The following is a 12,743-nucleotide window of genomic DNA, read 5'->3' on the forward strand; positions in this document are numbered from 1 at the left end:
TATTAAACGTGTACTAAGGTGCCTTCAGACTCACCTTGAACCACACGCATCAATGCGCCTGGCTTGAGAATCGAAAACACTTTGATTGGTAATTTGCGATCACGGCACAATGCAAATGCAGTTGCGTCCATTACCTGCAAGTTTTTGATGATTGCCTCATCAAAAGTCATTGTTTTATACAAAGTAGCTGTTGGGTCTTTCATTGGATCTGCACTGTAAATACCATCCACCTTAGTAGCCTTGAGCACGATTTCAACTCCCATCTCTGCGCCACGCAAAGCAGCTGCAGTATCGGTAGTAAAGAATGGATTTCCAGTACCAGCCGCAAAGATCACCACCTTGCCTTCACTCAAAGCACGAATCGCCCGAGGACGAATGTAGGGCTCAACGACTTGATCCATCCTTAAAGCAGATTGCACGCGTGCCTCAACCCCTTTTTGACGCAAGGCATCTTGCAGTGCGAGAGAGTTCATCATGGTGGCGAGCATTCCCATGTAGTCGGCGGTTGCACGATCCATACCAGCCGCACCACCTGCTACACCTCGGAAAATATTGCCGCCGCCGATCACGATAGCCAATTGAACGCCGCTATTCACTACGTCGGCTATTTCTTTCACCATGGAATCAATCGTGATTGGATTGATTCCAAAAGCATCATCCCCCATGAGGGCTTCACCAGAGAGTTTTAAGAGAACACGTTTGTAGGCTGGCATCGTTTTATTTTCCGTAATTTGCTAGGCAATTTATCTGCTTAGCTTATTGATCTTTAAGTACTTTTTAATACCTTGCCCAAATTATAAAGGGCTTGGCACCGATCAAAGAAAAGGGCATGGAAACCGAGGTTTCTATGCCCTTTTGGGTATTACAGCCTTGCTGGGTAAGCCCAGTGAGTTTGAGGCTAATTAAGCACCTTTAGCAGCGGCAACCTGAGCAGCAACTTCAGCCGCAAAGTCGTCTTGACGCTTCTCAATGCCCTCACCCACAACAAACATGGTGAAACCTTTGATGGTGGTGTTAGCAGCCTTCAGCATTTGCTCAACCGATTGCTTGTCGTTTTTAACGAAAGTTTGGTTCAACAAAGAAACCTCTTTGAGGTACTTCTGAATAGAACCCTCAACCATCTTCTCAACGATTTCTGGTGGTTTGCCAGATTCAGCAGCCTTTTGAACAGCAACACTTCGCTCAACAGCAATGGCTTCTGCAGGAACATCTGCCATCGACAAAGCCACTGGCTTCATTGCAGCAATATGCATTGCTACGTCTTTAGCTGCAGTCTCATCACCTTCGAACTCAACCATAACGCCAATGCGAGTACCGTGGAGATAAGATACCAACTTATTGCTGCCAGCGAAACGCTCAAAACGACGTGGCATGATGTTCTCGCCGATCTTACCGATTAAGGCGCTGCGAACTTCATCCACAGTTTGGCCATTCATTGGCAATGCTAATAAGGCAGCAACATCCGCTGGATTCTTTTCAGAAATCAGATTTGCGCAGGCTTGTGTAAATGCCAAGAAATCATCATTTTTTGAAACGAAGTCAGTTTCGCAGTTCACTTCAAGCAAAGTGCCTGTAGTGCCATTGATTGCTGAAGCAACAATACCTTCGGCCGTAACGCGGGATGCGGCTTTACCAGCTTTGCTACCGAGCTTTACACGCAGAATTTCTTCTGCACGAGCCATATCGCCATCAGCCTCAGTCAATGCTTTTTTGCACTCCATCATCGGAGCATCTGTCTTGGCGCGTAACTCGCCAACCATTGCAGCGGTAATAGCAGCCATTATTCAGCTTTCCCTTCTTCAACAAACTCTTCTTCGCCTTCTTTAACGGCAGTCAAGATTTCTTGAACAGAGTTTGATTTACCTTCGAGAATTGCATCAGCAATACCTCGAGCGTAGAGAAGAACAGCTTTGCTGGAGTCATCATTACCAGGGATGATGTAATCAACGCCTTCTGGTGAGTGGTTGGTATCTACTACAGCGATAACAGGAATGCCAAGCTTATTAGCTTCAGTAATAGCAATCTTGTGATATCCAACGTCCACTACGAAAATCGCATCAGGAACGCCGTTCAAATCCTGAATACCGCCAAGCGCTTTTTGCAACTTGTCGAGATCGCGATCATTAGTCAAGGCTTCTTTCTTGGAAAGCTTTTCCCAATCGCCAGCTTCTTTAGCAACTGCCATATCCTTCAAACGCTTCAGGGAGCCTTTAACAGTTTTGAAGTTGGTGAGCGTACCGCCCAACCAGCGACTGTCGATGTAAGGCATGCCAGCACGAGCAGCTTCTTCAGCAATAATCTCGCGTGATTGACGCTTAGTACCAACGAATAAGATAGTTCCACGGTTAGCAGCAATTTGTTTTGCAAATTTCAGGGCGTCCTGAAACATAGGCAATGTTTTTTCCAAATTGATAATGTGAATTTTGTTGCGATGGCCAAAAATATAAGGGGCCATTCTTGGGGACCAGAAACGGGTTTGGTGACCAAAATGGCAACCGGCTTCCAGCATTTGACGCATAGTTACTGACATAACTTCTCCTAAGGGTTGGTTTCTGAGATTGAGTCCTAGCTGCGCTAAAAAGCGCCACCCTGGAAGGCTCAACCCGCGATTTCAGATCAAAATTGACCTGAGAACGAAATTATAGCTTAAATATCAATGATCTAGACGCCCCACCCCTAGCGCCCCGCTAGAAAACCCACTCGGAAATACCCTAAAACGGGGCATCTGCCTATTAATTAGGCAGATGCCCACTAGCAAAAAGCTCCAAGTCGTTGATAATCAAGGCATGAACAGTGTATTTACAGCCGAAAAAGACATCCAAGGGATGCGCGAAGCTGGCCGCTTAGCCAGTGAAGTTCTTGACCACGTTGCTCCGCATGTGAATGCTGGTATCAGTACCGCTGAACTCGATCGCATTTGCCATGAATATATGCGTGACGTCCAAAAGACTATCCCAGCCCCACTCAACTACCAACCCCCAGGCTATCCACCCTTTCCGGCATCGATCTGCACCTCGGTCAATGATGTGATCTGTCATGGCATTCCTGGTGAGAAGATTTTAAAAACTGGGGATGTTGTTAATCTCGATATCACGGTAATTACGCCAGATGGCTACTACGGCGATACCAGTCGCATGTTTATGGTTGGGGAAGTTTCAGTACTAGCCAAGCGTCTTACGCAAATTACTTTTGAATGTATGTGGCTTGGAATTGCACAAGTTAAACCTGGCGCATCGCTTGGCGACATTGGCCACGTTATTCAGACCCATGCTGAAAAAGCAGGTTATTCAGTTGTTCGTGAATACTGCGGCCATGGTATTGGCAAAGTGTTTCATCAAGACCCACAGATTCTTCACTACGGTCGCCCTGGCACCGGTGAGAAATTAGAAGAAGGGATGACCTTCACTATTGAACCAATGATCAATGCCGGTAAGCGCGATATTCGCACGATGCCTGATCAATGGACGGTAAAGACTAAAGATCGAAGTCTCTCTGCGCAATGGGAACACACGCTACTGGTAACAGCCACTGGCGTTGAAGTATTAACTTGGTCAGAGGGAAGTAATCCGATTCCTGATTGCGTTAAAGGTCTCTCCTTTAGACCCCATCTAGCCAACGCTTGATTACTAAATTAGCTCAAGCGTAATGGGTCAAACTCTCGCAGCCGCTCAACCTGTTGCAGATATTGCCAGCTTACGGGCTGCCCGAGAACTAGCGTATAACGACTTTCGCGAGCATCAAGTAGTTGGGCGATTAACCAAGCAACTGAGTAAGCTCAGCGATGAACTCCTCATCAGCCTATGGAATTCCTGTGATTTAAGTTCGGATGCCGCTCTTGTAGCAGTCGGTGGATTTGGCAGGGGCGCACTCTTTCCCTATTCCGATATTGATATTCTGATTTTGCTGCCTTCAGATAAGCAATACTTTGAAGAAGTACTGGCCAGCAAGATTGAAAAGTTTGTAGCGCAATGCTGGGATACCGGTTTAGAAATTGGCTCCTCAGTTCGAACTATTGCCGAGTGCGCATCTGAGGCAGAGCAAGATATTACGGTTCGCACCTCCCTGCTTGAATCCAGACTCGTCTGTGGCAAAAAGGCCCTCTTCAAAGAATTTGAATCTGTTTATGAGAAGACCTTAGATCCAAAGTCATTCTTCCAGGCCAAGCTAGCAGAGCAAATCCAGCGGCACTATAAATATCAAGACACGCCCTACTCATTAGAGCCTAATTGCAAAGAGAGTCCTGGTGGCTTGCGTGACTTACAGGTAATCTCCTGGGTCAGCAAAGCAGCGCACTTAGGTAATACATTTAAAGATCTCAGTCTTGCAGGCCTCATTACCCAACGTGAGTTAACTGAGCTCAATCGGAACCAGCGTTTTTTAGAGACTCTGCGCGCTAACTTACACCTACTAGCGAAACGCAGGCAAGATGTTTTGGTGTTTGACCTACAGACACCGTTGGCAGCAGCCATGGGAATCCAAGAGGAATCCTCTAGGCTTGCCAGTGAAGCCATCATGCGCCGCTACTACTGGGCGGCTAAAGCAGTCAACCAGTTAAATGATGTACTACTTCAAAACATTGAAGCACTCCTCTTTCCTCAAGAATCTAAGACGACTCATGCCATTGCTGGCGAGGGCAATGAGTGCTTTATTGAGCGTCAAGGTGTCCTGGACATTACTGACCCCCAGTTGTTTCAGAAGCATCCAGAACAAATCCTGCGGACTTTCTTAGTTTTTGCGCAAACAGCGAACGTCAAAAGCTTATCAGCAACGATCTTTAGAGCCTTGTATAACGCTCGCCAAAAGATGGATAGTCAATGGCGCAAAGATCCGGTTAACCGCGCACTCTTTATTGAAATCCTTAAAGAGCCTGAGGGAGTCAGTCGCGCCTTCCAGCTCATGAACCGCACTAGCGTCCTCGGTCGCTATCTGCCAGCCTTCAGAAGAATCGTTGGTCAGATGCAGCATGACTTGTTTCACGTTTACACAGTGGATCAACATATCCTAATGGTGCTGCGGAATGTCCGCCGCTTTATGGTGGTTGAGCATACACACGAGTTTCCTTTTTGTAGCAGTCTGATTGCCCATTTTGAAAAGCCTTGGCTATTAGTCATAGCCGCACTCTTTCATGACATTGCCAAAGGACGTGGTGGCGACCACTCTGAGCTTGGCAAGGCGGACATGCGTAAGTTTGCCAAAGATCATGGCTTAGATAAGGCAGATACGGAGCTCTTAATTTGGCTAGTTGCAGAACACTTGAATATGAGCCAAGTAGCTCAGAAACAAGACATTACCGATCCAGATGTAGTGCAAGCCTTTGCTAAAAAGGTTGGTGATGAGCGCCACCTTACCGCACTCTATTTATTAACCGTTGCCGATGTCCGTGGAACCAGTCCCAAAGTATGGAATGCCTGGAAAGGCAAACTATTAGAAGATCTCTATCGTGTAACTCTCCGCGTATTGGGTGGAGCAAAGCCAGATGCGTCCTCTGAACTTGCGCAGCATCAAGAAGAATCCCGCGCCAAATTGCGCCTCTATGCAATTGAAGACTCTGCTTACGAAAATCTCTGGAAACAACTGGATGTTGCCTTCTTCTTGCGCCAAGATGCTGCCGACATTGCCTGGTTAACTCGCCATCTATTTGATAAGGTGGATAGCCAAACTCCGGTCGTACGTGCCCGCCTCTCTCCAGTTGGCGAAGGCTTGCAGATTGCTGTCTATGTCAAAGACCAGGAAGATCTCTTCGCCAGAATTTGCGCCTACTTTGAACGCCATGGCTTCTCGATTTGGGATGCCCGCATTCATACTACAAAGCATGGCTATGCTCTTGATACCTTCCAAATCTCAGGCAGTAATTTAGTAGATGAAGGCAGTAGCTACCGAGATCTTATTCAGTTGGTGGAGTACGAGCTCACGGCGGCGCTACAAATTAATGATCCTCTGCCATCACCGAGCATGGGAAGACTCTCGAGACAATCTCGCACCTTCCCTATTCAGCCACGCGTGCACATGACTCCAGATGAGCGTGGTCATTACTACGCTCTATCCCTCTCAGCGAGTGATCGCACCGGCTTGCTTTATGCAATCTCTAGAGTCTTGGCTAGGCATCAAGTGTCCCTGCACACTGCACGCATCAATACATTAGGCGAGCGAGTGGAAGACGTATTCTTATTGGATGCGGCTAACTTGAGCAAGAACCCTAAGCTTCAGATCTTGCTAGAGACAGATTTACTAGAGGCGCTAGGGGCTTAAGCCCAGTCTTGCAGCTTTTGTAAGGCTCGATTAATGCGCGGGCTGGTAATTTGATCAAAAGGCACCCATGCTTTTTGAATACCTTCAGGGGACTCTCGCTCCTCAATCACCTGCAACACAAATAAAAGATCAATGTGCAAGTGTGCACCCTCACTTTTCTTTGGATTTGCAGGGATTTCATGTAAATCAATATCAACTGGATCTAATTGACCATCAGTAGGCGCGCAAAGAATACCCGTCTCTTCGTAAACTTCTCTTATTGCCGCCTCAATGGGAGACTCACCATCATCAATGTGGCCGCCAGGCTGGAACCATTCTTTGATGTACGGATGAAAGATAAGAATAACCTTACCACCCTTAATCACTAAGCCACTTGCTGTGATATGGCCTAACTGGTTGGATCTTGAAAACGGATTTTCTGAGTCCAATATTCTCCGAGAGATTGAAGTGAAGGGTAAAGGGGAATTCATTACAAGAGTTTCTTTGTACCGCGACTAATAAAATTGAAGCTTGAGAACCTATCTAGGGAAGATAGAGTAATGATGGCAAGGGCACCGCACAACATCAGTAAAGAGGTAGAAACCCACGAGGCTGTAGAAAAATTTGAAAGAATAAAGCTAGCAAATGCTCCGAACATCATCTCAATAGAATAAAAAAGTCCTGAAATTAACCCTATATCCGTATTAAATGAGCGTGTCACACCCGCTTGAGTAGCGGGAAAAATTACCCCGACCCCAAATAAAGAAAGAAAAATACAGGGTAACAATATAAAGAGAGAGTCCATACCCAGTAGAGAGAAAATCACTAGAAAAGATGTGGAAATTAAAATAATTAGCCCAGAGAAGTAAATCAAGTCCTTGAGATCCATGCGCTCAATGTTTCGACGAATAAAAATTGTTCCAAATATATATCCGCCAATCGATAGTGAGAAAAGGTAGCTATATTCCAAAGGGCTCAATTTATAAATTTGTTGAATTAATCCCGGAGAAGAAGAGATAAAAGAGAAGTACACAGTCCAAGCAAAACTGATAACTAGCGTGTGGAATAAAAACTCCCGATGGGTAAGTAACTCTAAATATTTCTTGAAGATAATGGAAAACGATATGGAATCTTTATTTAGAGCAGTCGTAAGAGACTCTTTCATAAAAATATGTATAAGACCAAGTGAAATGAAGGCAAATAATGTAAGGACATAAAATATTGATCTCCAGCCATAGTGAATCGTTAAATGCGCTCCAATGATTGGCCCTAGAATTGGGGATGCTATTAGCCCTGCCGCCAAATAACTTAAAACTCGTACTTGAGATTTAAAATCATACAAATCCCTAACAATTACCCTAGCCAAAAGAGTGCTACACCCTCCACCTAAGGCCTGAAAAAATCGACAACAGATTAACTGGTCGACTGACGTTACAAAACAGCTCGCAAAGCTCGCTAAGGCAAATATAAAGATCCCACAGAGAACGATCACTCTTCGACCATAAAAATCTGATAGCGCTCCTGAAAGTAGTAAGCTGCTAGAGTAACCGACCATATAAGAGGTCAACGTTGACATTAATGAGGAGTGACTAGCAATAAGGTCTTCGCCCATAAATGAAATCGCAGGTAAATAGATGTCCGTTGCCAGCATAGGAATTACAACTAAAACCATCAGAAGCGGCAGTAAAAATGGATTTTTAGTTTGCATTTGTCACTCCAAATTGCTTTTCTCCAGCAAACTCTATTTGATTGATTGACTGCTGTATGGAATTAACTACATTGCGAGCCACTCTCTTGGCTCCCATTGAAACCATATCCAATGAACTGACAAAGTAATAGGTGCCAGAAGTAAGGTGCCCGATAGCATAAAAATTTTTCACTTTATCCCTGCCGCTTTTAACCATCGAAGTTTCATAATCAACCTGAATACCGCCGAATGGGTTAGCCCTTATCAATCCAGATTTCATAAGATTGTTTAATAAGGGTGATCCGGTATTGCCATCAACAGAGCGAGCCGGTCCAGTTGCATTAATCACCCAGTCGCATTCAATTTGGATTAACTTTTCTGGACCGCCAGCATCAGAAATTGAGACAACAAAATTGTTGGGAGTTTTACAATTAATCTCCATCAAATGTGTGTGATGCTTGAGGATGCCAGCCTTAAAGAGTGAATATAGTTTTAAGCAGGTGTGCACTGGTAATGGAACTCTCTTACACATCCATAATCGGTGATATTTATTCATGAACATCTTTTTTCCAGTGATGGTCAAAGCATCCCAATAGTTACTAATAACAGCATCACTTGCAACGGCAAAATTCTGCCATTCTGCATACAGATGCCCTTTAGAAAGTAGATGCCAAATCCAATCCTCATAAGGGAGTTCATCTGGATTAAAGAACTTATTCCATTTAACTCCGGCTCTTATAAAATCTTTTCTAGCTAGCCTCAAAGCCTGCCTTAAAGAAATTTCACCAAGCTGCTTGGATCTTATAGCCTCTAAATTTTCAAGGTTGAAATACATCAACTCAAATTTTTCCTTGGAACATCTCACTAGAGGGTGGTTTGATCCTCTAGTAAAAAAATGAATTGGTCCTGCATGCCCTTGCTGGGCTAGTACCACGGCTATATCGGCAGCGGTCAACTGGCCACCAATAATCCCAACACAATCATTCTTACCAATACCCATGGCATAACGATTAATCGGGTAAGGATTATTGACGTATTGGCTTTTTCCCTTCAGCCTAAATATGTCATGTGGGTCAATGTTTCCCGTACACAAAATTACATAATCAAACTGATTTACATGTTCTGCACAATCAACTACCTCAAAGTGTTGATACTTACGCTTAATATCAATCACCTCGTGATTTACCAACTCGACTGAAATGTTAATTTTTTTGGCTTCAGAGATGGCATCATGAAGACGATCTTTGAGATATAAACCAAAGAATTGTCGTGAGATATATCCATCGGGTGAAACTCCCGAACCTGACATAACTTGACTTGAGCCTTTCCCATGACCCCTATCAACCATCCATTCCCAAAAATCAGTTTCTCGATTTTCAAATATAGAGGTGGTTGAGCTAACCATATTCATCAATAAATCATCGCTATCGTATTGATACGCTAGTCCTGATCCAAAGCTTGAACTTTTCTCAAAAACATTAATTTTGTATTTTTGATAATTTGAATTTTTTATGCGCTCGATAAGGCTTGCTAGAGTTGCAACGCCAGAGGCCCCGCACCCAATTATTGCAATGCTGGTGATTGATTCACTTGAATATAAATAGCTATTCATCTCCAAACAATCAGAGATCTCTAAAAGCTTGCTTACTGTATTTTGATGCATGCTTCCCCCTCAAAGCCTTAAGCTTATCGACAGGAAACAAAAATGCCTACCTGATGTTTATGTAGGAAATGACCTACTTAAGTAGATCCACCATAGCCGCTTCATCAATTACTGGAACACCTAGCTCCTCTGCTTTAGTAAGCTTGCTTCCAGCATCGGTACCTGCAACTAGATAGTCAGTTTTTTTGGAGACTGAGCCTGCTACTTTGGCGCCTGCTTTTTCGAGAAGATCTTTTGCCTCATCCCGCGTCATTGTTGGGAACGTGCCTGTCAGTACAAAAGTTTTTCCTGCAACTGCCGCGCTGATGACTTTCTCTTCGACAGAAAGCTGCATTCCTGAAGCTAATAGTTGCTCAATCACTTCACGGTTATGAGCTTCTTCCATAAAGCTGGTGATAGAGTCTGCGACTACAGGACCAACATCTTTTACCGTGAGCAAGTCTTCGAGGCCCGCATCCATCAGAGCATGCATGGACTGATAGTGATTGGCTAAATCTTTGGCCGTAGTCTCGCCCACATGACGAATACCTAAGGCAAAGATGAATCTTGCTAGCGTCGTATTTCTAGATTGATTGATTGCTGTAATAAGATTATCAGCAGACTTCTCGCCCATGCGCTCTAGATTAGCGACTGCTGTAAAGCCTAGGCGATAAAGATCAGCAGGCGTTCTGACTAGATTGTGATCAACCAACTGATCAACAATCTTCTCACCCAAGCCTTCAATATCTAACGCACGTCTATGCGCAAAATGAATTAATGCCTGCTTACGTTGTGCGCCACAAAATAAACCACCACTGCAACGGGCAATAGCTTCATCAGCCAAGCGCTCAATATGGGAATCACACACAGGGCAGTTTGTTGGCATGACAAATGCTGTTGTACCTTCTGGTCGACGCTCTTTAAGCACCGAAACCACTTCTGGAATGACATCTCCTGCTCTTCTGACGGAAACGATATCGCCAATACGGACATCTTTACGCTTAACTTCGTCTTCATTGTGCAAAGTGGCATTGGTAACAGTCACTCCGCCTACCTCGACGGGAGCAAGTCTTGCAACTGGTGTAATGGCACCAGTGCGCCCAACCTGGACATCGATACCGAGTACAGTGGTTAAGGCTTCTTGCGCTGGAAACTTATGAGCCAAGGCAAAGCGTGGCGCCCTAGATACAAAGCCCAGCTTAGCTTGCTCTGCAAAGGAGTTAACTTTATAGACCACACCATCAATGTCATAAGGCAAAGAATCGCGCTTTGCACCAACTTGATTGTAAAAGGCCAAAATATCATCTACTGATTTGAGAACACGGCGTTCTGCGCAAACTGGCAAACCCAGTTTGCTATAGGCGTTTAGAAGTTGTTCGTGGGTGGCTGGTAGCCAGGACTGCGGCTCCAATACGCCTAAGCCATAGGCAAAGAATGACAGTGGTCTTTTAGCGGTAATCTTAGAATCTAACTGACGCAAACTTCCTGCTGCAGCATTACGGGGGTTGGCAAACTCTTTCTCACCTTGGGCAGCAGCTTGCGCATTCATTTTTTGGAAATCTTTCAGATACATAAAGACTTCACCGCGCACTTCCAAGACTGCGGGGATATTGGCACCTGTCAACTTGAGGGGAATAGCTCGAATAGTTTTGATGTTGGCAGTGACATCTTCGCCACTGGCACCATCACCCCGAGTAGCAGCCCTTACTAAAGAGCCATGCTCGTAGCGCAAGGAGATTGCGAGGCCATCAAATTTAAGTTCACCTGCATAATCTACATGATCCGCATGCAGACCTTCACGGCAGCGACGATCAAAAGCAATTAACTCAGCATCTTCAAATGCATTATTCAAAGAAAGCATCGGTACTGCGTGAGTTACTGAATCGAATTCCTTGAGTGCGGCACCACCCACTCTTTGCGAGAGTGAATCGGCCGTAATCCATTCGGGATGCAAAGCCTCTATATCTAGTAACTCACGATATAGGCGGTCGTACTCACTATCAGGCACTATTGGGTTATCTAGAACGTAGTAGGCATGTTCTAAGCGCGCTAGTTCGGCTTGTAATAATGCATAGCGATCCGCTACATTTATCGGATTAGAGGACGACAAGTGATTCCTCAGCTAAAAAGTCTACTGGCAGCAGAAGATCCAGCAGGAACACCGTTTCTCTCGAGGTTTTCATATAAACCATCAAGGTGTTTACGAATACTTTGAATAGAAATTTCAGATAAATTGATACCGTTGTCATCGACTAAACGACCATGAGCAACTTGTGCAATTTCAAGACCCTCCGCAAGCATGCGCTCAAATGCTTTCTCATCAAAAGGCACTAAGGGCAACTCTAGAAGCAAGGTAAGTTGCTGCACCGGCTTGCCGGGATTAAGGTCACTACTGCTAAAAATAGGCGCTCGATTACTGAAGTATTCATAAGTACGGCCACTGCGCGACAAGATAAATCCACGTTGACGCATCAAAGAATCTAGGCTAGTCCAAGGATAAGCTTCATCAAATAGCACATTGATACTCAATTGAATATCGCTTTCAGCCGCCATGAAATCCAAATCTTTAGCCTTATCCAGCATCGTACTCACACTTGGCATGTCAATCTGAGAACCAAGCGTTAAGGCGAGCGCCTGAGCTCTAGAACAAAAGTCAGATAACTCCAGCACGCCTATAGGGCCGCGACGACTTGCTAATTGAATAGCCAGTTGAAGCTCCGAATAAGAAGAGTCAGGCAAAAGTAAACCCCATGCCTCAGAAGAATCATGATCCACATTCAAACCCTCGCACATCCAGCGGGCTGAAGATGGGGCTGATAAATCTTCCCAGGAATGCATTTCTTTTAGGATTTCCGATCCCATAATTGGGTGGGAAAAGCGCAAGGTAATAACGCAGTCTATTCTTGGATCAATTGAAAAGGCTGGCAATTCCGCCTTGACTGGCAAGGAGCCTTCTTGAAAAACCGGCTCAATCTGTTCGCCAGGAATAGGGTCAGCAAAACCAGTGCCAAAAGTTGGTTCACGCGCACTTCGCTCAGCGGCGTAGTACTCGACGCTCGCTTTGGCTTTACGCAGTGCGCGAGCATATTTAACATTCAGAATAGCCACTAATATCAGTATCAGTAGGCCGATAACAGCCAAAGCAAACTGCAAGTCAGACAAACCCAATGCTGTCATGATTTGCTC

The 12,743-nt window shown here is 44.9% G+C and carries 10 protein-coding genes; 2 read left to right on the top strand and 8 right to left on the bottom strand.

Features of this window, described 5'->3' with window-relative positions; genetic code table 11:
- Positions 1-2 precede the first annotated feature (2 nt).
- The 3 genes from pyrH to rpsB all read right to left on the bottom strand — a co-directional run bounded on the left by pyrH (position 3) and on the right by rpsB (position 2,530).
- Complete coding sequence (gene pyrH, locus ICN27_RS07130) at positions 3-713, bottom strand: UMP kinase (RefSeq protein ID WP_046330461.1); 711 nt, start codon at positions 711-713, stop codon at positions 3-5.
- Positions 714-902: 189 nt separating this feature from the next.
- Positions 903-1,781, bottom strand: a complete 879-nt coding sequence (gene tsf / locus ICN27_RS07135; protein ID WP_216269493.1) for a translation elongation factor Ts — start codon at positions 1,779-1,781, stop codon at positions 903-905.
- Positions 1,781-2,530 (bottom strand): 30S ribosomal protein S2, encoded by a 750-nt coding sequence (gene rpsB / locus ICN27_RS07140; RefSeq protein ID WP_215307837.1) that lies wholly within the window; start codon positions 2,528-2,530, stop codon positions 1,781-1,783. Before rpsB ends, tsf begins: the two co-directional genes overlap by 1 nt.
- Before the next feature lie 256 nt (positions 2,531-2,786).
- Here rpsB and map point away from each other — a divergent pair, with 256 nt between their 5' ends.
- A complete protein-coding gene (gene map, locus ICN27_RS07145; protein WP_216269717.1) occupies positions 2,787-3,623 on the top strand; it encodes a type I methionyl aminopeptidase in 837 nt (278 codons plus the stop codon).
- A gap of 22 nt (positions 3,624-3,645) precedes the next feature.
- Positions 3,646-6,249: a [protein-PII] uridylyltransferase gene (locus ICN27_RS07150; RefSeq protein ID WP_216269494.1), complete on the top strand. Its 2,604-nt coding sequence runs from the start codon at positions 3,646-3,648 to the stop codon at positions 6,247-6,249.
- On the opposite strand, the gene ICN27_RS07155 is transcribed toward ICN27_RS07150, so the two are convergent.
- From ICN27_RS07155 to ICN27_RS07175, 5 genes are all read right to left on the bottom strand, one after another.
- Positions 6,246-6,677 carry an NUDIX hydrolase gene (locus ICN27_RS07155; protein ID WP_251370810.1) on the bottom strand — a complete coding sequence of 144 codons (432 nt, stop codon included), beginning with the start codon at positions 6,675-6,677 and terminating at the stop codon, positions 6,246-6,248. The two genes, ICN27_RS07150 and ICN27_RS07155, sit on opposite strands and share 4 nt — an antisense overlap.
- Positions 6,678-6,718: 41 nt before the next feature.
- The gene (locus ICN27_RS07160; protein WP_216269496.1) at positions 6,719-7,936 is read right to left on the bottom strand and encodes a multidrug effflux MFS transporter; all 1,218 of its coding nucleotides are present in this window, start codon (positions 7,934-7,936) and stop codon (positions 6,719-6,721) included.
- The gene (locus ICN27_RS07165; RefSeq protein WP_216269497.1) at positions 7,926-9,578 is read right to left on the bottom strand and encodes an FAD/NAD(P)-binding protein; all 1,653 of its coding nucleotides are present in this window, start codon (positions 9,576-9,578) and stop codon (positions 7,926-7,928) included. The genes ICN27_RS07160 and ICN27_RS07165 overlap by 11 nt, the downstream gene beginning before the upstream one ends.
- Positions 9,579-9,651: 73 nt before the next feature.
- Entirely contained in the window at positions 9,652-11,667 is a 2,016-nt protein-coding gene (gene ligA / locus ICN27_RS07170) for an NAD-dependent DNA ligase LigA (protein WP_216269498.1), read from the bottom strand.
- A gap of 8 nt (positions 11,668-11,675) precedes the next feature.
- Entirely contained in the window at positions 11,676-12,734 is a 1,059-nt protein-coding gene (locus ICN27_RS07175) for a cell division protein ZipA C-terminal FtsZ-binding domain-containing protein (protein WP_215307851.1), read from the bottom strand.
- Between the last annotated feature and the right edge of the window lie 9 nt (positions 12,735-12,743).

Origin of the sequence: Polynucleobacter sp. Nonnen-W13 (assembly GCF_018881735.1) — a bacterium.
Classification (GTDB): domain Bacteria; phylum Pseudomonadota; class Gammaproteobacteria; order Burkholderiales; family Burkholderiaceae; genus Polynucleobacter.